This is a genomic window from Arthrobacter zhaoguopingii, from assembly GCF_009828595.1.
In the GTDB taxonomy this organism is placed as follows: domain Bacteria; phylum Actinomycetota; class Actinomycetes; order Actinomycetales; family Micrococcaceae; genus Arthrobacter_D; species Arthrobacter_D zhaoguopingii.
On the sequence record NZ_WPNY01000002.1, the window covers coordinates 319,184 to 342,955 of the forward strand.

General features: G+C 69.5%; 24 protein-coding genes and 4 tRNA genes. 9 read left to right on the forward strand and 19 right to left on the reverse strand.

All coding sequences use genetic code 11. From position 1 onward, the window contains the following. Positions 1–75: 75 nt before the first annotated feature. The 12 genes from nusB to rpsD all read right to left on the reverse strand — a co-directional run bounded on the left by nusB (position 76) and on the right by rpsD (position 10,980). On the reverse strand, positions 76–486 hold the full coding sequence (nusB, locus tag GVV86_RS03910; RefSeq protein ID WP_159801505.1) for a transcription antitermination factor NusB: 411 nt from the start codon (positions 484–486) through the stop codon (positions 76–78). Beyond that, complete coding sequence (gene efp, locus GVV86_RS03915) at positions 483–1,046, reverse strand: elongation factor P (protein ID WP_120165428.1); 564 nt, start codon at positions 1,044–1,046, stop codon at positions 483–485. The genes nusB and efp overlap by 4 nt, the downstream gene beginning before the upstream one ends. A gap of 120 nt (positions 1,047–1,166) precedes the next feature. Beyond that, positions 1,167–2,258 (reverse strand): 3-dehydroquinate synthase, encoded by a 1,092-nt coding sequence (aroB, locus tag GVV86_RS03920; protein WP_159616811.1) that lies wholly within the window; start codon positions 2,256–2,258, stop codon positions 1,167–1,169. After that, positions 2,248–2,781, reverse strand: coding sequence for a shikimate kinase (locus tag GVV86_RS03925; protein WP_246669867.1), 534 nt, complete (start codon positions 2,779–2,781; stop codon positions 2,248–2,250). The genes aroB and GVV86_RS03925 overlap by 11 nt, the downstream gene beginning before the upstream one ends. A gap of 20 nt (positions 2,782–2,801) precedes the next feature. Continuing rightward, entirely contained in the window at positions 2,802–4,001 is a 1,200-nt protein-coding gene (gene aroC, locus GVV86_RS03930) for a chorismate synthase (protein ID WP_159801509.1), read from the reverse strand. A 32-nt stretch (positions 4,002–4,033) separates the two neighbouring features. Then, on the reverse strand, positions 4,034–4,924 hold the full coding sequence (locus GVV86_RS03935) for a shikimate dehydrogenase (RefSeq protein ID WP_246669868.1): 891 nt from the start codon (positions 4,922–4,924) through the stop codon (positions 4,034–4,036). Next, entirely contained in the window at positions 4,915–6,153 is a 1,239-nt protein-coding gene (gene mltG, locus GVV86_RS03940; RefSeq protein WP_159801511.1) for an endolytic transglycosylase MltG, read from the reverse strand. Before mltG ends, GVV86_RS03935 begins: the two co-directional genes overlap by 10 nt. Then, positions 6,150–6,728, reverse strand: coding sequence for a Holliday junction resolvase RuvX (ruvX, locus tag GVV86_RS03945; protein ID WP_159616819.1), 579 nt, complete (start codon positions 6,726–6,728; stop codon positions 6,150–6,152). The genes mltG and ruvX overlap by 4 nt, the downstream gene beginning before the upstream one ends. A gap of 13 nt (positions 6,729–6,741) precedes the next feature. Next, complete coding sequence (gene alaS, locus GVV86_RS03950) at positions 6,742–9,420, reverse strand: alanine--tRNA ligase (protein WP_159801513.1); 2,679 nt, start codon at positions 9,418–9,420, stop codon at positions 6,742–6,744. 99 nt (positions 9,421–9,519) lie between these two features. After that, the gene (locus GVV86_RS03955) at positions 9,520–9,768 is read right to left on the reverse strand and encodes a DUF6167 family protein (protein WP_246669869.1); all 249 of its coding nucleotides are present in this window, start codon (positions 9,766–9,768) and stop codon (positions 9,520–9,522) included. 69 nt (positions 9,769–9,837) lie between these two features. Then, positions 9,838–10,212: a DUF948 domain-containing protein gene (locus tag GVV86_RS03960; protein ID WP_159616823.1), complete on the reverse strand. Its 375-nt coding sequence runs from the start codon at positions 10,210–10,212 to the stop codon at positions 9,838–9,840. 141 nt (positions 10,213–10,353) lie between these two features. Next, positions 10,354–10,980: a 30S ribosomal protein S4 gene (gene rpsD, locus GVV86_RS03965; protein WP_159616825.1), complete on the reverse strand. Its 627-nt coding sequence runs from the start codon at positions 10,978–10,980 to the stop codon at positions 10,354–10,356. A 301-nt stretch (positions 10,981–11,281) separates the two neighbouring features. Here rpsD and GVV86_RS03970 point away from each other — a divergent pair, with 301 nt between their 5' ends. Next, entirely contained in the window at positions 11,282–11,863 is a 582-nt protein-coding gene (locus tag GVV86_RS03970; protein WP_159616827.1) for a GNAT family N-acetyltransferase, read from the forward strand. A 40-nt stretch (positions 11,864–11,903) separates the two neighbouring features. Here the strand turns inward: GVV86_RS03970 and GVV86_RS03975 are convergent, their stop codons facing one another. Then, positions 11,904–13,301 carry a replication-associated recombination protein A gene (locus GVV86_RS03975; RefSeq protein ID WP_246199644.1) on the reverse strand — a complete coding sequence of 466 codons (1,398 nt, stop codon included), beginning with the start codon at positions 13,299–13,301 and terminating at the stop codon, positions 11,904–11,906. 62 nt (positions 13,302–13,363) lie between these two features. Here GVV86_RS03975 and GVV86_RS03980 point away from each other — a divergent pair, with 62 nt between their 5' ends. Further along, positions 13,364–14,014 carry an acVLRF1 family peptidyl-tRNA hydrolase gene (locus GVV86_RS03980; RefSeq protein ID WP_159616829.1) on the forward strand — a complete coding sequence of 217 codons (651 nt, stop codon included), beginning with the start codon at positions 13,364–13,366 and terminating at the stop codon, positions 14,012–14,014. A gap of 146 nt (positions 14,015–14,160) precedes the next feature. Here the strand turns inward: GVV86_RS03980 and rpe are convergent, their stop codons facing one another. The 5 genes from rpe to GVV86_RS04005 all read right to left on the reverse strand — a co-directional run bounded on the left by rpe (position 14,161) and on the right by GVV86_RS04005 (position 19,243). After that, positions 14,161–14,832 (reverse strand): ribulose-phosphate 3-epimerase, encoded by a 672-nt coding sequence (gene rpe / locus GVV86_RS03985; RefSeq protein ID WP_159801515.1) that lies wholly within the window; start codon positions 14,830–14,832, stop codon positions 14,161–14,163. A gap of 54 nt (positions 14,833–14,886) precedes the next feature. Continuing rightward, positions 14,887–16,455: an RsmB/NOP family class I SAM-dependent RNA methyltransferase gene (locus tag GVV86_RS03990; protein WP_159616833.1), complete on the reverse strand. Its 1,569-nt coding sequence runs from the start codon at positions 16,453–16,455 to the stop codon at positions 14,887–14,889. After that, complete coding sequence (locus tag GVV86_RS03995; protein WP_159801517.1) at positions 16,448–17,407, reverse strand: methionyl-tRNA formyltransferase; 960 nt, start codon at positions 17,405–17,407, stop codon at positions 16,448–16,450. Before GVV86_RS03995 ends, GVV86_RS03990 begins: the two co-directional genes overlap by 8 nt. Next, the gene (def, locus tag GVV86_RS04000) at positions 17,404–18,018 is read right to left on the reverse strand and encodes a peptide deformylase (RefSeq protein WP_159616837.1); all 615 of its coding nucleotides are present in this window, start codon (positions 18,016–18,018) and stop codon (positions 17,404–17,406) included. Before def ends, GVV86_RS03995 begins: the two co-directional genes overlap by 4 nt. 265 nt (positions 18,019–18,283) lie before the next feature. Beyond that, positions 18,284–19,243, reverse strand: coding sequence for a cytochrome (locus GVV86_RS04005; protein ID WP_159801518.1), 960 nt, complete (start codon positions 19,241–19,243; stop codon positions 18,284–18,286). 161 nt (positions 19,244–19,404) lie between these two features. On the opposite strand from GVV86_RS04005, the gene GVV86_RS04010 reads away from it, so the two are divergent. The 7 genes from GVV86_RS04010 to GVV86_RS04040 all read left to right on the forward strand — a co-directional run bounded on the left by GVV86_RS04010 (position 19,405) and on the right by GVV86_RS04040 (position 22,615). Then, positions 19,405–19,478: transfer RNA gene (locus GVV86_RS04010), tRNA-Gly, on the forward strand. Between the two features lie 50 nt (positions 19,479–19,528). Further along, a tRNA-Cys gene (locus GVV86_RS04015) sits at positions 19,529–19,602 on the forward strand. 26 nt (positions 19,603–19,628) lie between these two features. Next, positions 19,629–19,700: transfer RNA gene (locus tag GVV86_RS04020), tRNA-Val, on the forward strand. Between the two features lie 332 nt (positions 19,701–20,032). After that, positions 20,033–20,740 carry an SDR family NAD(P)-dependent oxidoreductase gene (locus GVV86_RS04025; protein WP_159616841.1) on the forward strand — a complete coding sequence of 236 codons (708 nt, stop codon included), beginning with the start codon at positions 20,033–20,035 and terminating at the stop codon, positions 20,738–20,740. 295 nt (positions 20,741–21,035) lie between these two features. Then, positions 21,036–21,758, forward strand: coding sequence for a hypothetical protein (locus GVV86_RS04030; protein WP_159801520.1), 723 nt, complete (start codon positions 21,036–21,038; stop codon positions 21,756–21,758). Between the two features lie 255 nt (positions 21,759–22,013). Beyond that, positions 22,014–22,090: transfer RNA gene (locus GVV86_RS04035), tRNA-Gly, on the forward strand. A gap of 267 nt (positions 22,091–22,357) precedes the next feature. Next, positions 22,358–22,615, forward strand: a complete 258-nt coding sequence (locus GVV86_RS04040; protein WP_159616845.1) for an antitoxin — start codon at positions 22,358–22,360, stop codon at positions 22,613–22,615. Between the two features lie 82 nt (positions 22,616–22,697). Here the strand turns inward: GVV86_RS04040 and zapE are convergent, their stop codons facing one another. After that, entirely contained in the window at positions 22,698–23,732 is a 1,035-nt protein-coding gene (zapE, locus tag GVV86_RS04045) for a cell division protein ZapE (RefSeq protein WP_159801522.1), read from the reverse strand. Positions 23,733–23,772 lie beyond the last annotated feature (40 nt).

The following is a 23,772-nucleotide window of genomic DNA, read 5'->3' on the forward strand; positions in this document are numbered from 1 at the left end:
ATGAGAGCGCGGCCCCGCCGCCCCGAAGGGCGTCCGGGCCGCGCTCTCAGCTGTGTGCCGCTTTCGGCTTCCGGCCTAGGCCAGCAAGGTCGGCTTGAGCTGCTGGAGCCGGCCGAGCAGCCCGTTGATGAACACCGGGGACTCGTCGGTGGAGAGAATCTTCGCCAGTTCCACGGCCTCACTGACCGCGACGCCGTCGGGAACATCCTCGTTGTACAGCAGTTCCCAGCTGCCGATGCGCAGGATCATCCGGTCAACGGCGGGCATCCGCTCAAGCGTCCAGCCCTGCGAGTAGGTGCTGAGGAACTCGTCAATCTGATCGCGGTGCGCCAGGACACCTTCGACGATCTCGACGGTGTAGTCGGCGATGACCATGTCGGTCTTCTCCCGGCGGGCCTTCATCACCTCAAGCGGGGTCACCGAGCGCTGCTCGGCCTCGAAGAGGACGTCCAGTGCCCTGCGGCGGGCCTTGCTGCGTGCACTCACTCGTTGACGCGTCCCAGGTAATCGCCGGTGCGGGTGTCGACCTTGACCTTGGTTCCGGTGGTCAGGAACAGCGGAACCTGGATCTCGTGGCCGGTCTCAACGGTGGCGGGCTTCGTTCCGCCGGTGGAGCGGTCGCCCTGCAGGCCGGGCTCCGTGTAGGTGATCTCGAGGACAACCGAGGGCGGCAGCTCGATGTACAGGGCCGAGCCTTCGTGCATGGCGATGGTGACCATCTGGCTCTCGAGCATGAAGTTCTCGGCGTCACCGACGGTCTTGCCGGGCACGGTAATCTGGTCGTAGTCGGTGGTGTCCATGAAGACGAAGTCTTCGCCGTCCTTGTACAGGTACTGGTAGTCGCGGCGGTCGACGGTCGCCGTTTCGATCTTCAGGCCCGCGTTGAACGTCTTGTCCACCACCTTGCCCGAGAGGATGTTGCGCATCTTGGTGCGCACGAAGGCACCCCCTTTGCCCGGCTTGACGTGCTGGAACTCGAGCACGTTCCAGAGGTTGCCTTCAAGCTTCAGCACGGTGCCGTTCTTGATGTCATTCGTGGTGGCCACAGGTTCACTTTCGTCGATCGGGGAAATGGATGGCTGCGCCCGGGCGCAGGGCACGGCGCAGCGCGGTAAAAGTCCAGAGGCAAGTCTACCCTCTGGGGTCAAAGCGGCGCAGGGAAGTCCCTAGGAGGCGATTTCCTGGTAGGCGGCAAAGAGGAGGGACGTGTCGGGCACCTCGAGCATGCCGGGACGTCCGATACCGTCGAGGACGACGAAACGCAGCAGGTCACCGCGCGCCTTCTTGTCGCGGCGCATCCCGTCGAGCAGGGCCTGCCACCGGTCCCTGCGGTAGGTGACCGGAAGCCCCAGCGATTCGAGGATGCTGCGGTGCCGGTCGGCGTCGGCGTCGTTGAGCCGGCCGACCATGCGGGAGAGTTCGGCCGCGAAGACCAGGCCCACGGAGACCGCGGCGCCGTGACGCCAGGAGTACCGCTCGGCCAGCTCGATCGCGTGCCCCAGGGTGTGGCCGTAGTTGAGGTGCTCACGCCGGCCGGATTCGCGGAGGTCCTCGGAGACGATGGCGGCCTTGACGGAAATGGTGCGTTCGATCAGTTCCCGCACCGTGTCGGAGCGGGCGTCGGAGACCGCGGCCGGGTCCGCCTCGATGAGGTCGAGGATGGCCGGGTCGGCGATGAAGCCGGATTTCACCACTTCGGCCATGCCGGTGACGAGTTCGTTCTTCGGCAGGGTGTCGAGGGCGTCAAGGTCGGCCAGGACGGCGGCCGGCGGGTGGAAGACACCCACGAGGTTCTTGCCCTCGGCGGTGTTGATGCCGGTCTTGCCTCCGACCGCGGCGTCGACCATGGCGAGCAGGCTGGTGGGCAGGTGGACGACCTTGACCCCGCGCAGCCAGGTGGCCGCGACGAAGCCACCCACATCGGTGACCGCTCCCCCGCCCACGGTGACGATGGCGTCCGAGCGGGTGAAGTCGTTCTGTCCGAGCACCTGCCAGCAGAACGCGGCCACCTGGATGTGCTTGCCTTCCTCGGCGTCGGGGATCTCCGCGGTCACGGCGGTGAATCCGGCGTCGGCGAGTTCGTCGCGCACCGTGTCGCCGGTGGTGCGCAGTGCCCGGGGATGGATGACCAGGACCCGGCGCACGCGTTCGCCGAGGATGCCTGGGAGCCGGCCGAGGAGCCCGCGGCCCACGACGACGTCGTAGGCGGCTTCGGGGGTGGTCCCCGTGACGGGGATGATCGTGGGCTCAGTGGCCATGTCCGGTGGTCCTTCGTTCGGTAGGTTTCTGGGGTCCGAGTATCCGCTCGACGTCGTCGACGACCTGGCGGACCGTGCGCCCGCGGGTGTCGACGACGACGTCCGCGACCTCGAGGTACAGCGGCCGGCGCTGTTCGTACAGGGTGGCCCACCGTTCGCCGGCGTCCCCGGCGAGCATCGGCCGTGACGCTCCGGCGTTCAGCCGCGGCAGAACCGTGGCCAGGTCAGCGTCGAGGAACACGACCCGTGCGGCCTTGAGCAGCGCGCGGGTTCCGGCGTCGAGCACGGCGCCTCCGCCGAGGGAGACCACGACGCCGGGCCCTCCCCCGGCCAGGACCTCCCGCACCACGTCCGCCTCGAGCCGCCGGAAGCCGTCCTCGCCCACAGCCTCGAAGATCGCCGGGATCGGGCCGTGCCGCTGCGTGATGCGGCGGTCCGTGTCGACGAACGTCAGCCCGCGGCGGGCGGCGAAGGAGCGCCCCACGGCCGTCTTGCCGGTCGCCATGGGGCCGGTGAAGACCACCGGTGAAGGGTTGCCGGGCATCAGTGCGCGGCTGAGCCCAGGGACTCCGGGATGGCGTCGAGGTAGCTGCGCAGGTTCCGCGCTGTTTCGGCGACGGAGTCGCCGCCGAACTTCTCGGTGACCGCCTCGGCGAGCACCAGCGCCGTCATGGCCTCGGCCACCACGCCGGCCGCCGGGACGGCAACCACGTCGGAGCGCTGGTGGTGGGCGGTGGCGGCTTCGCCGGTGCTGACGTCGATGGTGCGCAGGGCACGCGGCACGGTGGCGATCGGCTTCATGGCGGCGCGCACGCGCAGGGTGTCTCCGATGCTCATTCCGCCCTCGATACCGCCGGCGCGGTTGGTGTCGCGCACGATGCGTCCCGAGCCGTTCCGGAGGATTTCGTCGTGGGCCGCGGTGCCGCGGCGTGACGCGGTGAGGAAGCCGTCGCCGACCTCGACGCCCTTGATGGCCTGGATGCCCATGAGGGCGGCGGCAAGGCGGGAGTCGAGGCGCCGGTCCCAGTGGACGTAACTGCCCAGTCCCGGCGGCAGCCCGTAGGCGATGACCTCAACGACGCCGCCGAGGGTCTCGCCGTCCTTGTGGGCGGCATCCACCTCGGCGACCATGGCGTCGGAGGTGGCGCGGTCGAAGCACCGCAGGGGGTCCTGGTCGAGGGCGAGAACGTCGCCGGGGCCGGGAAGCCGGGCCCCGGTGGGCACGGACACAGAGGCGATGGAGACCGTGTGGCTGACCAGCTGCACGCCCAGTGCCGCGAGAAACCGTGCGGCGACGGTCCCGAGTGCCACGCGGGTGGCCGTTTCGCGGGCGCTGGCGCGTTCGAGCACGGGGCGGGCCTCGTCGAAGCCGTACTTCTGCATGCCGGTGAAGTCCGCGTGGCCGGGGCGCGGCCGGGTGAGCGGGGCGTTGCGGGCCAGGCTGGCCAGCTCCTCGGGGTCCACCGGATCCGGGGACATGACGCGCTCCCACTTGGGCCATTCGGTGTTGCCGACCTCAATGGCGATGGGTCCGCCCTGGGTGAGCCCGTGGCGGATGCCGCCGAGGATGCGCACCTCGTCCTGTTCGAACTTCATGCGTGCCCCGCGGCCGTAGCCGAGCCGGCGCCGGGCCAGGGCGGCCTGGATATCGGAGCTCGTCACCTCGACTCCGGCGGGCATGCCTTCAAGGATTCCGACTCCAGCGGGGCCGTGGGATTCTCCGGCCGTCAACCAACGCAACATGCCTTCAATACTGCCACGGCCCGGAGGGTGCTTCAGCGCAGGGGAACGCCGATCGCCTCACACATCCGGTTTATGACGGCCGGCGGGAGCGGCCCGGCGTCCGGGGAGAAGAGGCTCACCTGCTCGATCGCCTGGTACAGGAGCATCTCCAGGCCGTGCACGACGACGCCGCCGGCGCGCGCCCAGGCGGCGGACAGGACGCTGGGCCAGGGATCGTAGGCTGCGTCCAGGAGGACCCCGACCGGGCCGTCCGCCGGAAGCGCAGTTGCCAGGGAATCCGCGGCGCGGGGCGGCAGGGTTGAGACGACGACGTCGGCGGCGCGCACGCTGGCCCGCGCGCCGTCCCAGGGAAGCACTTCCACCGCCATGCCGAGCGCCGCACCGGCGGTGGCGAGACCGGCCGCCCGTTCCGGCTGCCGGACGTACACCCGGACCCGGTCCGCGCCGAGACCGGCCAGTCCGGCGACGGCCGCCGCCGCGGTGCCGCCCCCGCCGAGAACCACGCAGTTCCGGGGCGTCGACGCGCCGGCGTGGGCGAGGGCACCGGTGATCCCGGCGACGTCGGTGTTGTGCCCGGTGAGGACGCGGCGGCCGGGGCCGCCGCTGAAGGTGACCGTATTGAGGACACCGAGGGTCTCAACGAGGACCGTGTTGGCGTCGGTGAGGGCCGCCATCGCGGCCTTGTGCGGCATGGTGACCGACAGGCCCCGCCACCGGTCGTCGGCGCGCAGGGAACGGACGAAAGCGGCGAGGTCCTCCGGCGCGACATCCTGTGCCGTGTAGGACCAGTCGAGGCCGAGCCCGGAGTAGGCCGCGGCGTGGAGCAGCGGCGACTTCGAGTGCGCGATCGGGTGTCCGATCACGGCGGCCCGCCCGGCGCCGCCCGCCGGGCCGGCGCCCACCCCGGCTGCGGCTACTCGCACCGGCCGGGGTTGTCGGCGCACCACGCCTGATACTCGGCGACGTACCGGCCGTGCTCGGCGAGCGTCTCGGAGAACTTGGTCTCACCGGAGTCGAGGTCGACCGTCACCCAGTAGTAGAACGGGACGTCGGCGGGCGAGACGGCCGCGTCGATGGCTTCTTCGCTGGGCGATCCGATCGGGCCGACCGGAAGCCCCGGATTGGCGTAGGTGTTGTACGGGTTGGAGGTGTCTGCCTTCTCCTCCGGGGTGATGTCGTAGCTCTTCCGCCCGAGACCGTAGGTGACCGTGGCGTCGGACTGGATCAGACCCGAAGTCTCGGTGTTGTCCGGCTTGAGCCGGTTCATGATCGAACCGGCGACGGAGGCGTAGTCGGCCTCCCCGGCCTCGGCCTGGATGATGCTTGCGATGGTCAGGATCCGGTACTGCTCAGCGGGATCCTTGATGCCGTCCTCTTCGAGCTGGGCGAAGGTGTTGTCGACCATCTCCTGAACGATTTCCGGTGCTGTCGCGTCGACGCTGAAGCGGTATTCGCCCGGATGCAGGTAGCCCTCGAGGCTGCGGGCCTGCTCGGGCAGGCCGAAGCGGGCCGGTTCCTTGGCGAGTGCCTGGAATTCGGTGACCGGGATCCCGGTTGACTCGGCGAGGATGTTGAACACCTCGCTCTGGCGCAGGTCCCGTGCCACGGCGGCGTAGGAAACCTTCGCTGACTCATCGCTGACCAGGATGGCCGCGGCGTCGTCGGAGGCCATCTGGTAGCGCATTTCGTACTCGCCGGGCTGGACTTCCCGCCCGTCGAGGACCCCCTCGAGCGCGGAGATGAACTCCCCGGAGTCCGCGACGATGTCCTCGGACTCAAGGGCATCGGCGATGGCCAGCGGCCCGGCGCCCTCGGCGACGGTGAAAACCACCTCGCCGGTGCCGGGGCCGGGATAGTCCTTGATGTCATTGAGGCCCAGGAGGTCCCTCAGCATCATGGCGACGCCGAAGACCACGCCGGCGAAAACCAGCAGGACGACAAGCAGGATGACCGTCCGGCGCTGACGGCGGCGCTGGCGTGCCTTGGACGGTCGACGTGCGCGGCTGCGGCGGTTCACGTCCTGACTTGCGAAAAACTGTTCGACGGGTTCGGGATGCACAGGGTCGGCTCCGTTGCGGGCGTAGGGGGCGTCCGGGTCGTGCCAGCCTTCCGGCTCCTGGGACGCGGGTGACTGCGGGTAACGGGAACTCACAGTTCCTGGTCCTTCCCACTCAAACTGCTCTCCGAAATGACCGGCTCCTCGATAGCGGCCGTCGATGCGTTCCCGGAACTTCTCCGAAGACGTGCGCTGACCTGTTCCCCCACGTCCCGTCCAAGCGAACGCTGCATGTCGATGGCATGCTGGAGGATCTCCACGGCTGCCACCTGATCCACTACCTTACGATGATCACGGGTGCTCAATCCAGCCTGCCGCAGTGACCGGTGCGCCGAAACGGTGCTGAGCCGTTCATCGATCAGCCGCACCGGAAGCTCAAGCCCTACCGCTTTCAGCGCATCGGCCAGCAGCTGCGCGTACCCGCGCGCCATGTCCGCCGACTCCGACTCCCGGCCGCTGAGGTTCTTCGGCAGCCCGACGAAGACCTCCACCGCGCCGCGGTCCCGCGCTTCCTGCACGAGGACGCGGACGTCGGAGTTCTTCTTCGCATCGCGGGACAGCGTGCGGACCGGCGTGGCCAGCAGCCCGTCGCGGTCGCTGGCGGCCAGGCCGACGCGGACGCGGCCGACGTCGACCCCCAGTTTCGCCCCCGCAGGGTACCCGCCCGTCACCTCGGCCAGCACCCTAGCGTGCGGCCACGGCGGCGCGCACCGCTTCGAGGGCCGCGGCCACCTTGTCCGGGTCCGCGCCGCCGCCCTGGGCGACGTCCTCCTTGCCGCCTCCGCCGCCGCCGAGCACGCCCGCGGCGGTGCGCACCAGCGCACCGGCCTTGACGCCCTGGGCCCGGGCCGCTTCGTTGGTGGCGATGAGGATGAGCGGGCGCCCGTTGGCGACGCCGGCCACGGCCACGGCTGCCGCGGAGGAGCCGAGGCGTCCGCGCAGGTCGAGCGCGAGCGTGCGCAGCGCGTCGGCGCCGGCGACGGACCCGGCGTCATGGGCGATGAGCCGCACCCCGTCGACGTCCTGCGCCGTGCCGACGAGGGAGGCCGCGGCCGCGGCGAGCTGCTCGTTGCGCAGCCGCTCAAGCTCCTTCTCCGCCGTCTTGAGCTTCTGCAGGGTCAGCGACAGCCGCTCGGGCAGCTGGTTGGAGGGCACCTTGAGCATGTCCGACAGCTCGCTCACCAGGGCCCGTTCGGCGGCGAGGTGGCGGAAGGCGTCCATGCCCACGAGCGCTTCAACGCGCCGGTTTCCCGAACCGACCGACTGCTCCCCGAGCAGGGTCAGCGACCCGATGAGGGAGGTCGATTCGACGTGCGTGCCGCCGCACAGTTCACGGGACCAGTCGCCGTCGATCTCGACGACGCGCACCCGGTTGCCGTAGGCCTCCCCGAACAGCGCCATGGCACCGAGGGCCTTGGCCTCCGCGAGCGGCATGATCTTGGTCTCGACCGCGTGGTTGCTGCGGATGGCGAGGTTCGCCACCTCCTCGATTTCGCTGCGGGCGGCGGGGCTGATGCCCTCACCCCACGCGAAGTCGAACCGAAGGTAGCCGGCCTTGTTGAAGGACCCCCGCTGGGTGGCTTCGGGGCCGAGGATCTGGTGCAGCGCGGCGTGGACGATGTGCGTTCCCGAGTGGGCCTGCTCCCCGGCATGGCGGCGCTGGCGGTCGACGGCGGAGGTGACCAGGGCGCCGGAGGTGATCTCGCCTTCGCGGACGACGGCGCGGTGGACGTGGAGGCCCTTGACGGGGCGCTGGACGTCGAGGACCTCGACCACGAAGCCGTTGCCGGTGATCAGCCCGACATCGGCGGCCTGTCCGCCGGATTCGGCGTAGAACGGCGTCTGGTCCAGGACCAGTTCGATCTCCTCGCCCGTGGAGGCGACCGGAATCGACTGTCCGTCGCGCAGCAGGCCGGTGACGACACCCTCGGTGGTCAGCTCGTCGTAGCCGGTGAAGATCGTCTCGCCCGTGGCGAGGATCTCGTTGAAGACGGAGAGGTCGGCGTGTCCTGCCTTCTTGCCGCGGGCATCGGCCTGCGCGCGCTGGCGCTGTTCAAGCATCAGCGTCCGGAAGCCCTCGGCGTCGACGGCCAGCCCGGCCTCTTCGGCCATCTCGAGGGTCAGGTCGATGGGGAAGCCGTAGGTGTCGTGAAGGGCGAAGGCGTCCGATCCGGACAGCGGCCGGTTGGCGGCCTTCGACTCCTTGACGGCCTCTTCGAGCCGGGCGGTGCCGGAGGCGATGGTGCGCAGGAACGCCTTCTCCTCGGCGTAGGCGATCCGGGCGATCCGCTCGAAGTCCTTCTCGACCTCCGGGTAGGTGCCCTTCATCGCATCGCGGGAGGCGGGCAGCAGTTCCGGCAGGCAGGGCCTTTCCACCCCGAGCAGGCGCATCGCCCGGACGGCCCGGCGGATGAGGCGGCGCAGCACGTAACCGCGCCCCTCGTTCGAGGGGGTCACGCCGTCGGCGATCAGCATCAGCGAGGAGCGGATGTGGTCGGCGACGACGCGCATCCGGACGTCGTCGGTGTGGTGCGGGTCGTCGGGGGTTTCGGCGCTGGTGTACTCGCGTCCGCTGAGTTCTGCCGCCTTGTCGAGCACGGGGCGCACCTGGTCCGTCTCGTACATGTTCTCGACGTCCTGCAGCACCATGGCCAGGCGTTCGAGTCCCAGACCGGTGTCGATGTTCTTCTTGGGCAGTTCACCGAGGATCTCGAAGTCGTCCTTGCCGGTTCCCTCGCCGCGCTGGTACTGCATGAACACGAGGTTCCAGATCTCGACGTAGCGCGAGTCGTCGGCCTCGGGCCCGCCCTCGACGCCGTAGGCCGGGCCGCGGTCGTAGAAGATTTCCGAGCAGGGGCCCGCGGGGCCGGGCTGTCCGGTGGACCAGTAGTTGTCCTTCTTGCCCATCTTCTGGATGCGCTCGGCGGGGACACCTACCTCGTCCCGCCAGATGGCCAGGGCCTCGTCGTCCTCGTGGTAGACGGTGATCCACAGCTTCTCCGGGGGCAGGCCGTATCCGCCCTGATCGACGCCGGAGGTCAGCAGCTCCCAGGCCATCCGGATGGCATCCTGCTTGAAGTAGTCCCCGAAGGAGAAGTTCCCGGCCATCTGGAAGAACGTGCCGTGGCGTGCGGTCTTGCCGACCTCCTCGATGTCACCGGTGCGGATGCACTTCTGCACGCTCGTCGCCCGGTTGTAGGGGGCCTGCTCGCGGGCGGTGAGGTACGGGATGAAGGGGACCATGCCCGCGACCGTGAAGAGAAGCGAGGGATCGCTGGAGACCAGCGACGCCGACGGCACGACGGTGTGCCCGTTCTTCTCGAAGTAGCTCAGCCAGCGGCTTGCGATCTCATGGGACTTCACGGGGGGATCCTTCGGGTTCGACAGGTGGATTCGGACCGGCAGGGGCGGTGCTGCCCGCGGCGAGCCGGTGCGGTTCAGGTTCGGGGCGCTCCGGCCCCGTCAGCGGTGCGTTGCTGCGGGGGCCGGGGGAACCGGCTGCTCGACGCCGAGCGCGGAGCGGAGGTCCGACTCGCGCTCACGCATCCCGGAGCGGAAGGCGTCGGCGAATCCGGCGATATTGTCAGAGGCCGAGCCGACGGCGCGGTTGAGGCCGGCCGGCCCCAGCGCTGCCTTCGCGGCGGAGACCTTGCGTACTGCGAGAACACCGATGGCCACTCCCGCTGCCATCCATAGGGCTCTTCTGATCATGGGATCCTCCTCGTCGAGTGCTGACGGCGGTGTCTGGTGATCCGGGACCGCGGGCCCGGAGGGGATGGCTCAGCGGCTGCGGCGCCGCCCGGCCGACGTCTTCCGGCCGGCGAAGGCGCTGCGGACGCCGTAGGAGAACGCCGCGACCTTGATCAGCGGGGCTCCAAGCGTCGCGGCGACCAGGGAGGACAGCGCGGAAAGGTTCGCGGAGGCGTCGGACACGTTGGAGGTGATGCCGTCGACGTTCTTCAGCTGCTGGTGCGTGGTGCTGACGGTGCTGGTCACCTCGGTGATCAGCGGCGTCGTCTCGTCCGTCACGGTGCGGATGGCGGTGCGCAGCTCGTCGAACACCCTGCCGAGCTTCAGCACAGGTACAGCCAGCAATGCGACCAGGACGGCAAACACGCCGGCTGCAATGAGGCCGGCAATATCTCCACCGGACATGGACGGTCTCCTTCGTACGCAGGTAACCGCCCTCGGGCGGCAAAGTTTTTTAGATGCCTTACCCAATAGCCCGCGGCCGGAGCCGCGGGCTATTGGGATGGCTGCTGTTCGATTCCGGCGGGCAAGCCGCCGGAGCCTCGACTAGCGGGCGTAGTACTCCACCACGAGCTGCTCTTCGCAGGTCACGGGGACCTCCGAGCGCTTGGGGCGGCGGACCAGGCGGGCCTGGAGCTTGTCGAGCTGGACGTCGAGGTAGCCCGGGACGGCCGGCAGGACGTCGCGGTGGGCGCCGGCTGCTGCAACCTGGAGCGGGACCATGGTCTCGCTGCGGCTGTGAACGTGGATCAGCTGCCCCTCCGCAACGCGGAACGACGGGCGGTCCACGCGGGCGCCGTCGACCATGATGTGGCGGTGGACGACCAGCTGGCGGGCCTGGGCGATGGTGCGGGCGAAGCCGGCACGGAGCACGAGGGCGTCAAGACGCATTTCGAGCAGCTCGATGAGGTTCTCACCGGTCAGGCCCGAGGTGCGGCGTGCTTCTTCGAAGACGCGGGTCATCTGCGCTTCGCGGATACCGTACTGGGCGCGCAGACGCTGCTTTTCGCGCAGGCGTACGGCGTAGTCGCTGTCCTGCTTGCGGCGGGCGCGTCCGTGCTGGCCGGGAGCGTACGGGCGACGCTCGAGGTACTTCTCGGCCTTCGGGGTCAAAGCAATGCCGAGGGCACGCGAAATGCGGACCTTCCGGCGGGCACGTGTGTTGTTAGCCACGTTTACCTTTCATCTGTTTCTGCGGCAAAGAGCCTGGCGCATCGGATGAATGCACGGCACTTTCTCTGTGTTGCTGGCCTCCTTGTGCGGAGAGCCGGGATTGGCCGCTTCCCGGTACTACAGTCAGCTCCGCGCACGCTCCTCCCCTTCAAAATTCGAGGGAAAGGGCACGGGCACGGCGCTACTTGCCAGTCAACCCACAATCCTAGCAGTCCGAGGGCCCCGGGATGGTCAGCGGCCGCTTCCCCCGCCGGCCCGGCGCCCGATGGTTCCCCGGCCCCCGGGCGGCTAGGGTACCGGCATGGTGTACGAGATCCGTCCGGCGACTAGGGACCGATTCGGGGACGTCGCGGTCGTGCTGGGCCCCCGCAACCCCGACTCTTCGGTGTGCTGGTGCCTGACCTACCGGCTGCCGTCCCGCGAGAACCGGGAGCTGACCGGGCGCGGACGCGCCGAACGCGTCGAGGAGCTCTGCGGCCGGGCCATTCCGCCGGGGATCCTGGCCTACGACAGCGGGGAGGTGGTGGGCTGGTGCGGCGTGGCACCCCGGGCCGAGCTCAACTCCTTCGCACGCAGCACGAAGATCCCGCACCTCGATGGCCTTCCCGTGTGGAGCATCTGGTGCTTTCGGGTCCGGGGCGGGCACCGCGGCAAGGGCGTTGCCGCGGCGCTGCTGCAGGGCGCCGTGGAGCATGCCCGGGACTCCGGGGCGCCCGCCGTCGAGGGCTACCCGGTGGACAACGGCGGGCAGAAGGTCGACACGACGATGGCCTATGTCGGCACCCGGGCGCTGTTCGAGCGGGCAGGCTTCGCCAAGGCCGCCGACACCACCTCGGTCTCCAACGGCTTCCCGCGCGTGCTGATGCGCCGCACCCTCCCCTGAGCGCGGCCCCGGCGGACCCGCCACCGACCTCCGCCGGGGGCTACCGGCCCCGCAGGATCCTGCGCAGCCGGCCGAGGCGCGTTCCGATGTCCCGTTCGGCCCCCCGGTCGGTGGGGAGGTAGTAGTCCCGGCCGACCAGGTCGTCGGGCGCGTACTGCTGGGCGGCGATGCCGTGCGGTTCGTCGTGGGAGTAGACGTATCCCTTGCCGTGGCCGAGCTGGGACGCCCCGGGATAGTGGGCATCGCGCAGGTGGGCGGGGATGCCTTGGCCCCGTCCGGTCCGCACGTCGGCGATCGCGGCATTGATGCCGTTGTACGCCGCGTTGGACTTCGGGGCCGTGGCGATGTGGACGACGGCCTCGGCGAGGATGATCCTCGCCTCGGGCATCCCGACGAGCTGCACCGCCTGCGCCGCCGCCACCGCTGTCTGCAGCGCCGTCGGATCGGCCATGCCCACATCCTCGGAGGCCGAGATCATGATCCTGCGGGCGACGAAGCGCGGGTCCTCCCCCGCCTCGAGCATCCGGGCGAGGTAGTGGAGGGACGCGTCGACATCCGACCCCCGAAGGGACTTGATGAAGGCGCTGGCGACGTCGTAGTGCTGATCGCCCGCCCGGTCGTACCGCAGCGCCGCGACGTCGAGGGCCTTCTCTGCGTGCTGGAGTTCCACCACGGCCGGCCCCGGCCCGTCGCCGGCGGACTGGGCGACGCCGGCCGCCGCCTCGAGGGCGGTAAGCCCACGGCGGGCGTCGCCGGCGGCGAGGCGCACCAGGTGCTCGAGGGCCTCCTCGCTCAGGCGGACGGTCCCCCCGAGGCCCCGTTCGTCCTCGACCGCCCGCTGCAGCAGCCCGGCGATGTCGGCCTCGGTGAGCGGGCGGAGGGTCTGCAGCAGCGACCGCGAGAGCAGCGGCGCGACGACGGAGAACGAGGGGTTCTCGGTGGTGGCCGCGATCAGGACGACCCACCGGTTCTCGACGCCGGGCAGCAGCGCGTCCTGCTGGGCCTTGTTGAACCGGTGGATCTCATCGAGGAACAGAATGGTGGTCCGGCGGTGGAGGTCGCGCGCGGTCAGGGCCTCTTCCATCACCCGGCGGACGTCCTTCACGCCGGCGGTGATCGCCGAAAGCTCGACGAACTGCCGCCCCTGCCCGCGTGCCACCACGTGCGCGAGGGTTGTCTTTCCGGTTCCGGGCGGCCCCCACAGCACGACCGAGGACGGGCCGGCGGGCCCTCCGGAGGCGGTGTCGCCGGCAAGTGTACGCAGCGGCGACCCGGGGCCGAGGAGATGCTGCTGGCCGACAACCTCATCGAGGGAGCGCGGACGCATCCGCACGGCCAGGGGGCTCCGCGGCCGCTGGGAACCGGCACCGGCAAGGGTCGGCGGTGCGGCGCCGGGGAAGCCGTCGTCCTCATCCGCGGCGCTGAATAGATCATTCACACTGCCAAGGCTACTGTGTAGCACTGACGCCGGCGGATGGCCGGGGCGGAGCGGAGGACACGATGGCAGAGCCGAGAACCGTCCTCGTTTCGGGCGAGCGCCTGGCTGGCTGGCTGGAGCGGTTCGCGCAGCGCAACGGTGGATACACGATCGATGAAGGCTCCCCCGGCGGAGCCCTGACGCTGAGCGCCTCCAACGGGTGCCGTGCCGTCCTGGTTCCACCCCTTCCACCGGAGGCCACCGGGGCGCCGTCGGTGGAGGCCCTGACCGCCGCCGCGGGGGAACCGCGCGCGGTTGCGCTGATCCTGGTCCGCCGGGGTGGCTATTCGGTGGGGGTGGCCCGCAACGGCAGGCTGCTCGCCTCCAAGACCGGCACGCGGTACGTCCAGTCCCGCACGGCCGCGGGCGGCTGGTCCCAGCAGCGGTTCGCGCGGCGCCGGGCCAATCAGGCCTCTTCGCTCGTCCAGGCCGCGGCGGAACACGCCTCGGCGGTCTTCTCGGCCCACCCCATTGACTGCGTCCAGCTGGGCGGCGACCGCACCCTGGCCCTCGAAGTGCTCGCCCACCCGGCGCTTGCCCAGTATGGGCACCTCCCCCGGCTGCCGTTCACCGCGGTACCCGATCCGCGCCTGGCCGTGCTGCAGCGGGCGGCGGCGGAGGCCATGTCGGTCCGGATCACCATTACGGACCCGCCGGCGGCGGCCGCGGGTTAGGCTCGTCCGCCCGGCGCCGCACGTCTTCCGACAGCGGCGGCACCAGTCCTGAGGGGCACGGGCCAGCGGACGGCGGCGCCGGCGGCCGCCGGGCGGGACCAGGGGCAGGGCGATCCGGCCTAGGCGCCCGGGCCGGACGGCGTCGGTTACCGGCCGGCAGCCGCGGCAACGGCCGCGCGGCGGAGTCGGTCGATCGCCTGGCCGGGATCGTCCGCCCCGTAGACGGAGGAGCCCGCGACGAAGACCGTGGCCCCGGCCTCCGCTGCGCGCAGGATGGTCTCTTCGGTGATGCCGCCGTCGACCTGGATCGCCAGCGGCAGCGACCCCCCGCGGACCGCCTCGGCGGCCCGCCGGATTTTGGGCAGGGTCAGGTCGAGGAAGGACTGCCCACCGAACCCGGGCTCAACCGTCATGATCAGGAGCATGTCGAGCTCCCCCAGCATGTCAAGGTAGGGCTCAACCGGCGTGGCCGGCCGCAGCGCCATGCCCGCCTGGGCGCCTCCCGCCCGAAGCTCGCGGGCCAGGCGGACCGGGGCGGCCGCGGCTTCGGCGTGGAAGGTCACCGACGCCGCACCTAGTTCGGCGTACGCGGGGGCCCAACGGTCGGCGTCCTCGATCATGAGGTGGACATCGAGCGGGAGCCCGCTGACCTCCTGGATCCGCTTCACCACCGGCCGGCCCAGCGTGAGGTTGGGCACGAAATGGTTGTCCATCACGTCCACGTGCACGGCGTCGGCCGCGCCGATGCGCTCGAGTTCACGCTCGAGGTTCACGAAGTCGGCTGAAAGGATGCTCGGATTGATGCGGCAGGCTCCCACAGGTGTCCTTTGCGGTTGGAGGTGGCGGGAGCGCGCTGCGTCCCGGAACGGAAGTCAGAGGGGTTTGCGGATCAGGGCCAGGAACATGGCGTCGGTTCCGTGAAGGTGCGGCCACAGCTGCGCCGTGGATCCCGTTCCGGACGCGGCCGGCCGGGCGGCGTTCAACGGTCCGCCGATGCTGACCGCGTCGAGGGCCGCACCGGAGTCGAGCAGCTCCATCTCCGGCCGGCGGCGCAGGGCGTCCTCGACGACGGCGAGGGTTTCCGCATGGTGCGGCGAGCAGGTCACATAAGCGACGACGCCGCCGGGGCGCACGGCCTCGAGCGCGGACTCAAGCAGGCCGCGCTGCAGCGGGGCAAGCTCCACGAGGTCCGCGGGCTTGCGCCGCCATCGGGCCTCGGGGCGGCGCCGCAGGGCGCCGAGCCCGGTGCAGGGCGCGTCGACCAGGACGCGGTCGTAGCTTTCGGGTTCCTCCTGCCCGACCTCCCTGCCGTCACCGACGCGCACAGTCCAGGTCCCGCCGTCCACCGGACGCAGGGCCTGACGGACGAGCTGTGCGCGGTGCGGCACCGGCTCGTTGGCGACGAGGGTCGCGGGCACCGGGCGGCCCAGCGCAGCGAGTAGCGCAGATTTGCCTCCGGGCCCGGCGCACAGGTCGAGCCAGCGCTCGGATCCGGGGGCGGGCGCCGGACCGGAGCCGCCCCCGGCTCGGGTCTCGGGTCCGACGGGAAGCAGGTCGACGGCGGCGAGGGCGCGGGCGACCAGCTGCGAGCCCGCGTCCTGCACGCGGAGCGTGCCTTCCCGCACCCCGGCCAGCCGTCCGACGTCGCCTCCTGCGAAGTAGGCGGACCCTTCGGCCAGGCGGCCCGGTTCGGCGCCCTCGGCCAGGGCTTCGTCGAGGGAGCCCAGGCCGGGAAGCGCCACAAGGTTCACCACGGGCGCGGCATTGTCGGCCTCGAGCAGCTCGTCGATCTCCTCGACGGTGCGACCGTGGGCGACCAGTGACTGCCGCATAGCCCGCACGATCCACTCCGGATGGCTGTGCGTCAGGGAGGCGATCCTGACGCCGTCGGTCTGGCCGGCGGTCAGCTCGGCGATCCAGGAGGCGAGGTCGCGGGCGGCCACCTTGCGCAGCACGGCGTTGACGAGGGAAGCGGGCCCCGCACCGATCACGGCACGGACCAGGCCGACGGTCTGATCGAGCGCGGCATGGGCGGGCACGCGCATCCCGAGGAGCTGATGGGCACCGATGCGCAGCGCGTCGAGCACCGCCGGATCGAGCTGCACCAGGGGACGGTCGACGCAGCGGGCCAGCACCGCATCGTAGGTCCCCTGCCCGCGCAGGGCGCCGTAGGCCAGTTCCGTGGCGAACCCGGCGTCGCGGCGGTCGAGTCGGTGCCTGCGGATGCTCACCGGCAGGACGAGGTTCGCATAGGCGTCTTCCGCAGCCACCGCCCGAAGCACCTCGAACGCGACAAGGCGCGCCGGGTCGGCCTTCCGGGTCCGCTGAGAGGGCGCGGCCTGGGAGAACCTGCGCTCCCCCGAACGGTTCCGTTCCCTGCCCTTATCATTACGGCGCGGGCGCTGGCCCGGCCGCTGACCAGCTCCTGGGGTATCAGACATCAAAAACCAACTCTCCGCGCGCCAGGGCGCCCCTCGCCCAGTCACGGGCGTCCATCATTGTCTTGCCGGCGGGCTGCAGGCGGCCGAGCACCACCGGCTCCGATCCGGTGCCGACCTGCACGCCGCCGTCCCGGAGCTCCACCCGACCGGGGGCAAGGTCCACCGGATCGCCGGACCCGGTGTCCGGCCGCGCCGGCCGGAGTTCCGACGCCGGGCGCACCGGCGCGATCTTCACGCGCTGACCCGCAAGGAGTGTCCAGGCGCCCGGCTCGGGGGTCACGGCATTGATCCGCCGCCGGACGGCGACGGCCGGCTGCGTCCAGTCAATCCGGGCATCATCGATCGACAGCTTGGGGGCGAGGCTGACCTCCCCCTGCTGCGGAACCGCCTCGACCGCGCCCTGCCCGAGCGCTGTCAACGTCTGCGCCAGCAGGGTGGCGCCGCTGTCCGCAAGCCGGTCCAGGACCTCGCCGCTGGTGTCGGACGGTGCCAGCGCTTCGGTCACGGTTCCAAACACGGGGCCGGTATCGAGTCCGCGTTCGAGGCGGAAGGTCGACGCCCCGGTGATGTCGTCGCCGTGAAGCACGGCGTGCTGCACCGGTGCGGCGCCGCGCCAAGCCGGCAGCAGCGAGAAGTGAAGGTTGATCCAGCCATGCCGTGGAAGCTCGAGCGCCCGCGCCGGCACGAGCCCTCCGTAGGCGACGATCGCCGCTGCGTCGAGGTCAAGCGCTGCCAGCTGCCCGACCACCTCGTCAGTGAACCGGTTGGCCTTGATCAGGGGCAGCCCCAGCTGCTCCGCCCGGGCGGCCACGGGGCTCGGGGCCAGGGTCCACTTCCGCCCGACCGGGGCATCGACGCGTGTGAGCACCGCAGCGATCTCAAAGCCCGCGTCCGACAGCGTGTTAAGGGAGGGGACGGCCACGGCCGGAGTACCGGCGAACAGGATCCTCACCGCCGGCGTCCCGCATTTTCCGCACGCGCCGGTGCGCCCGCAGGACCGGCGGCCGATGCGCTGATGAAGCTCGACCCGAGGGTCTTGGCCCGCTGTGCCGCCGTCTGGCCGGCCACGGTGTTGTACTCGGCGCTGCGGATGGCGCGCATCGCCGCTTTTTTCTCCTCGCCCCGGAGCCTGTCGATGTAGAGCGTTCCGCGCAGGTGGTCCGTCTCGTGCTGCAGGCACCTCGCCAGCATGCCGGTGCCTTCGACCTCGACCGGCTCCCCGTGCACATTCTGCCCCCGGACCCGCGCCCATTCGGCGCGCTCAAGGAAGTTCCCCAGCCCCGGGACGGAGAGGCAGCCTTCGACAGCGCCGTCCTGCTGCAGGGTCTCCCCCACCTCGAGCACCGGGTTGACGACGTGGCCCTCGAAACCGTCGATGCTGTAGGTGAAGACCGAAAGGCCCACCCCGATCTGGGGCGCGGCGAGACCGACGCCCTGCACATCGAGCATTGTCTCGGCCATGTCCGCCACCAGCTTCTCGAGCTCGGGGCCGAAGTTTGTCACCGTCGCGGCAGGGGTGCGCAGGATCGGGTCGCCGATGATCCTGATACTCAGTACAGCCATGCGGTTCGGATTCCTTCACCTGGTTGGGCGCGTCGGGCGGATGCCCGGGTGGGCACTGCGGGGGTCTGCGGCGTGCGCGGAGGGCTCGGACCCATCAGCGAAAGCCCTCGAGCCATTCTAGAACGCCGCGCCGCTTCGCCGTCCCCGGCGCCGCTGGGCTGTGGAAAGTGCCGGGCGCGTCCGGGCAGGGCCGGTGCCCTGCCCGCTGCCTACCCGAGGCCTGCCCTCGACCAAGACGGGGCCGGCCCGGGCTCCTCGGCGACCGTCAGCCGGCTGCGACGGAGGACGGCGCTTCCGGAGCGGGTGCGGCCGGGCCCGGGGCGTCCGCACCGGTGGCCGGCGCCGGACCAGCCGGAGCCGCCGCCGGCGCCCCGGCCGCAGCGCGGGCGGGCGGCGGGCCGATCGGGAGCAGCGCCCGCCCTGCCGTTTCGGCGTTTCGGCCGGCCTCCCAGGCACGGCGCAGTGCACAGAATCGAAACCAGTGCTCCTTCAGCACCTCGGGATTGGCCCGCAGGGCCCGGACCTCCGTCTGGCCGACTGCCACGCCGAGGAGGAGGGGCTGCTCGCCGTACTTCCACGGTTCCCATTCGCCCTGATGGGGATCAACGAGGCTTTCCTGGGCCTTCATCCCGGCAACCAGCTGCATGACCACCTTGTCATCGAGCCCCTTGACGAAGCCGTCACGGTCGGTGTTCTTGGTCTTGTAGTCGATGAGGCACAGCCGGCCTCCGATGGTGGCCACCAGGTCGAGGGTTCCGGCGTACCCGAGTTCCTGATTCCAGACGGTCAGTTCCGGGGCGATCGGCCGGACATCGTAGAGTTCCCACCATTCGTCGAAACGGGCCGCGAATCCCTCCTCCCCGTTCTCCACGAGGGCGAGGCGTGCGGCGTCGAGGGTGGAGGGCCTGCCAAGGGCGCGCAGCGCCACCTGTTCGCAGTAGTTGTGCACCCGGGTGCCCCGGAGGGCCGCGTCGTCGCGGTACCGCTCGGCAGCCTGCGCGGCGTCCCGGACGGCCTGCTTCAGCTCGGCAGGTTTGCCCAGCGATCCTGGCAGGCGCGGATCGGCAGCCAGGGCGTTCGCCGCCATGTGCCCGAACCAGCCGCCGAGGGACGACGGCGCCTGGGCGATGACGGTCGTGATCGACGGGACGGTGGGCTGGTCCGACGTCGACCTCGCATACATCCGTCCGTAGGGAGTGGAGTGGGCGAGCAGCGGTTCAGTCATGGCTTAAGTCTGTCACTCTCCGGTGACACTCCCTCGCCGCGCCGTTGACCTGAAGACGCGCCCGATTGGACGAACCTCGAATAGTCCTATAGAGTTTTTTCTCGTTGGAAAACAGAAAAACACGAGGAACTCAAGGGTTTCGTGTTCAAAATTTTCTTTCTGCGGACGTAGCTCAGCTGGCTAGAGCACCACCTTGCCAAGGTGGATGTCGCGGGTTCGAATCCCGTCGTCCGCTCGCAAGTCACTGCATGGCCGGTTCATCCGGCTGTCTGTTTGTTGGATAGCGGTGGGGTGGCCGAGTGGCTAGGCAGCGGCCTGCAAAGCCGTGCACGCGGGTTCGAATCCCGTCCCCACCTCCAGTAGGTGAATTGCAGAGAAGGAAATTGGGCGATTGGCGCAGCGGTAGCGCGCTTCCCTGACACGGAAGAGGTCACTGGTTCGATCCCAGTATCGCCCACCGACAAAGACCCCCGGGAAACCGGGGGTCTTTTGTTTTTGCAGCGCATTACGCGGGCTCCCGGTGTCGACGTGATAGGAAACACCCCTGAGAGGTTAGGGAGTACGTTCCGCATCCTCGTGGCTGCCGGAAGAAGCCGGCGGATGCGCTTTCCTCCGGCGAGGGGGCGGCCAGGACACCCTGCCGTTCCGCGCCACACTCCTCCGCACCCCACGCCCGCATTGCGGGCCCCAAGCCAGGGCTCCTACCCGCGGGGTTGTCAATAATCGACTGGTCAGCTATAACTATACAGGTCGGTAGTTGACCGACTGTCTACTAAAGGGAGCGAAACCATGGAAGCACGTAAAGTCGCCGTCATCACCGGCGCATCGCAGGGCATCGGAGCAGGCCTCGTCGACGGGTACCGCAAGCTTGGGTATGCGGTGGTCGCGAACTCCCGCTCCATCGCCCCGTCCGAAGACTTCGACCTTGTCACCGTTGCCGGGGACATCTCGGACCCCGAGGTTGCCGAGCGCGTCATCGCCACGGCAGTGGAGCGGTTCGGCCGCGTGGACACGCTCGTGAACAACGCCGGCATCTTCATTGCGAAGCCGTTTGCGGACTACACCCAGGAGGACTACGACAACGCCCTGCGCGTGAACCTCGGCGGTTTCTTCCACATCAGCCAGAAGGCCATGGCGAACATGGTCGAACGGGGCTCGGGTCACGTTGTGAACATCACCACCACCCTGGTCGAGAACGCCAACTCCAATGTCCCGTCCGCCCTCGCTTCACTGACCAAGGGCGGCCTCGCTTCCGTCGTGAAGTCCCTCGCAATCGAGTACGCGGCCCGCGGGGTGCGCGTGAATGCAGTCTCCCCCGGCATCATCAAGACCCCGCTGCACGCGGAGGAGACGCACGACACCTATGGAGCACTTCACCCGGTCGGCCGGATGGGAACCATCGACGACGTCGTCCACGGCGTGCTCTACCTTGAGCAGGCCCAGTTCGTCACCGGCGAGTTCCTTCACGTCGACGGCGGGCAAAGCGCAGGAAACTAGCACCGGCCGGGGGCGGCGGGTCCGCCGCCCCCATCCCGGCGGGAACGATGCACAGCTGTCTTCCTCCCGCGAAGCCGGAACCGATCCGGAACTCTTTCATTCCGCGGACCCGACGAGCGGCGTCAGCCTCTGACGTAGCGCGGTGCTGGGCCATCTGACGTGGGTAGGGCGCCATGCCGGGGAGGCCCAATGGCGCAACTCAAGGACCTCGTCGGGCACGGCCCTCGGGGAATTATCCGTCGACCCCTTCGGTTGATACCAAAATAGAATCTATTAGTCCTAAAGGAGTACTTACATGGCGGCACTACTCGAGCAGGTCCTTGAAGCGAACGGCGGCCTCGACCGCTGGAAGAGCCTCAACGGCTTCACCGCCCGCATCACTTATGGCGGCCCGTTCTGGGGATTCAAGGGACAGCCTGACGTCGTCGGCACCGACCTCGTCGAGGCGAACCTGCAGGAGCAGCGCACCCGCCACACGCAGGAGGGAACCGGCCGCGTCGTCGAGTACGACAGGAAGGCCGACCGCGTCACGATCACGGCCGCCGACGGCACGCTTATCGAGGAGCTGAACAACCCCCGCGCCAGCTTCGAGGGCTACACCCACGAAACGCAGTGGACCCTCGCCCAGATGTATTACTTCCGCAGCTACGCCACCTGGCACTACCTCGTGGAGCCCTACATCTTCACCTGGCCCGGCGTTGAGACCCAGGAAGTGGAGCCCTGGACCGAGAACGGCGAGACCTGGCGCGTGCTCAGCGTCACCTTCCCTTCCTCGATCGACACCCACACCACCACCCAGCTGTACTACTTCGATGCGGCCGGCCGCCTCCGCCGGATGGACTACCAGCCGGAGGTCAACGGCAACTCCCCCGTTGCCCACTACATCCGCGGGGAGGCCGAGGTCAACGGACTCAGCATTCCCACGAAGCGGCACATCCACATCCGCAACAATGACCGGACCCCCGATCTGTCCTGGGTTCCGATTGAGATCGACCTGAGCGACATCAAGATCGCGTGATGCTCCTGCCGGAGGGGAGGATGCCTCCTCCCCTCCGGCCGACGGCCGGCTCCACGGCACCCACCTGGCTCCGCTCGAAGCGGTTCAGCGGCTTCCGCCGGACCGCCGGCCCCGGATTTGGCTCCCCCTTCACCGCGCGATATTGTTGATGCACTGGTTCAAGCCGGGTTCGCGACGCATGAAAATCCTTCTGCAAACGAATCCCCTGGGAGCCAAGCACATATCACCCGGGGTCCCGTGCAGGGACGCCCTCTTGCGGACGTAGCTCAGCTGGCTAGAGCACCACCTTGCCAAGGTGGATGTCGCGGGTTCGAATCCCGTCGTCCGCTCCACCGCTTCCGGTTCACAGCCGGAACTGCCCCACCGCAGCAAATCCGACGTCGGCCGCCGCGTGCCGCTTCCACGGCCCTCCTGTCACCCCCTCCCGCGAGACTGCAGCACACCACGTAATGTTCCGCTCGAAGCGTGGTGACCTGCACACTCGGCGGCGAGGGAAGCCTCAGAGGAGTGCCCACCCCTCCCCCGGACGCTTCCCCGCAATCTGCACTACGATTGTGACGAAGGGAACACCAGGTTCCCGGGTAGGAAAGGAGGTGCCTGTGTCTGTTTTTGACGGGCTCAAAGGCAAGGCCGGTGGGTTGAAGGACAAGGCGACCGGACTGATCGGCGCCAACTCGGAGAAGGTCAAGACCGGCATCACCAAGGCCGGCGGCTTTGTCGACGGCAGGACCGGCGGCAAGTACTCCGGGCGCATCCGCGGAGTGCAGTCGAAGGCCTCGGCGATGGTCGACAAGATCGAACGCGAGCAGCGCGGCGGCACGACCGGACCTACACCTCCTCCGGCCTCATCGCTTTAAGTACCGCAAAAAGGAAGCGCCGGTCCCGCCGTGAGGCGGAACCGGCGCTTTTGTTTAAGCCGGTCCGGGCCCGGCCCGCAGGCTACGCGCCGGAACCGCCCTGCCGGGCCAGTGCCGTAAGCCGGGAGACCGCCCGGTAATACTTCTTCATGAACCCGCCGTGCATCATCTCATCGGTGAACAGCTTGTCGAAGGGCACGCCGCTGGCGAAGATCGGAACGTCCCGGTCGTAAAGGCGGTCGGCCAGCACCACGAAGCGCAGGGCCACGGACTGCTCGGTGATTGTGGAAACCCGGTGCCATGCCACCGCCTCGACTCCGTCGAGCAGCTGCCGGTACTTGCTTGGGTGAACGCCGGCGAGGTGATGGATGAGGTCGCCGAAGTCATCCTCGGCCAGCAGCCCGCCGTTGCCCGAGTAGTTCCGGACGTGGTCGCGCAGGCCGGATTCACTCAGGGGCGCCGGCGGCTGCGGCAGCCCGCGGTGGCGGTAGTCCTCGCCGTCGATCCGCAGCACGTCGAACTGGTCGGCGAGAACCTGAATCTCCCGCTGGAAGTCGACCGCCGCGAACCGGCCATCGCCGAGGGACCCGGGCAGCGTGTTGGAGGTGGCGGCCAGCTTGACGCCGGCGTCCGCGAGTTCGCGCATCAACCGGGACATCATCACTGTGTCACCGGGGTCGTCGAGTTCGAATTCGTCGATGCAGACGAGGTTGTAGCCGCTGAGCGACTCGACGGTCTTGCGGAACGAAAGCACGCCGCACAGGTTCGTGTATTCGACGAACGTGCCGAAGGCCTTCGGCCCCTGCGTCGCGTGCCAGAGGGAGGCAAGCAGGTGGGTCTTCCCGACGCCGAAGCCGCCGTCGAGGTAGATCCCCGCTCGGGAAGGCGCCTTCCGTGCGCCGAAGAGCTTCCGCAGTCCGCTGGGCTCGGGCTCGTCAACGGTCGTTGCGAACGCCCGCAGCCCACGGACGGCGGCCGACTGCGAGGGCTGTGAGGGGTCGGGCCGGTAGCTGGAGAACGACACGTCCTTGAAGCGCGGCGAGGGGTAGAACCCGTCGAGCAGTTCCTCGACTGAAACTTTCGGTGCGCGGTCGGTCAGATGCTCTACGGATGCCACGGATCAGGGGTGCTTTCTCTTGCCGGCCGAAGGATGCGAT

Excerpts from the sequence above, each read along its gene's own strand:
- GVV86_RS04005 (WP_159801518.1), bottom strand. The coding sequence starts at position 19,243 with ATGACTGAACCGCTGCTCGCCCACTCCACTCCCTACGGACGGATGTAT.
- aroC (WP_159801509.1), bottom strand. The coding sequence starts at position 4,001 with ATGTTGCGTTGGTTGACGGCCGGAGAATCCCACGGCCCCGCTGGAGTC.
- GVV86_RS04030 (WP_159801520.1), top strand. The coding sequence starts at position 21,036 with ATGGCGGCACTACTCGAGCAGGTCCTTGAAGCGAACGGCGGCCTCGAC.
- GVV86_RS03960 (WP_159616823.1), bottom strand. The coding sequence starts at position 10,212 with ATGTCCGGTGGAGATATTGCCGGCCTCATTGCAGCCGGCGTGTTTGCC.
- GVV86_RS03990 (WP_159616833.1), bottom strand. The coding sequence starts at position 16,455 with ATGTCTGATACCCCAGGAGCTGGTCAGCGGCCGGGCCAGCGCCCGCGC.
- GVV86_RS03980 (WP_159616829.1), top strand. The coding sequence starts at position 13,364 with ATGGCAGAGCCGAGAACCGTCCTCGTTTCGGGCGAGCGCCTGGCTGGC.
- def (WP_159616837.1), bottom strand. The coding sequence starts at position 18,018 with ATGGCTGTACTGAGTATCAGGATCATCGGCGACCCGATCCTGCGCACC.
- aroB (WP_159616811.1), bottom strand. The coding sequence starts at position 2,258 with ATGGCCACTGAGCCCACGATCATCCCCGTCACGGGGACCACCCCCGAA.
- GVV86_RS03955 (WP_246669869.1), bottom strand. The coding sequence starts at position 9,768 with ATGATCAGAAGAGCCCTATGGATGGCAGCGGGAGTGGCCATCGGTGTT.
- GVV86_RS04025 (WP_159616841.1), top strand. The coding sequence starts at position 20,033 with ATGGAAGCACGTAAAGTCGCCGTCATCACCGGCGCATCGCAGGGCATC.
- GVV86_RS03970 (WP_159616827.1), top strand. The coding sequence starts at position 11,282 with ATGGTGTACGAGATCCGTCCGGCGACTAGGGACCGATTCGGGGACGTC.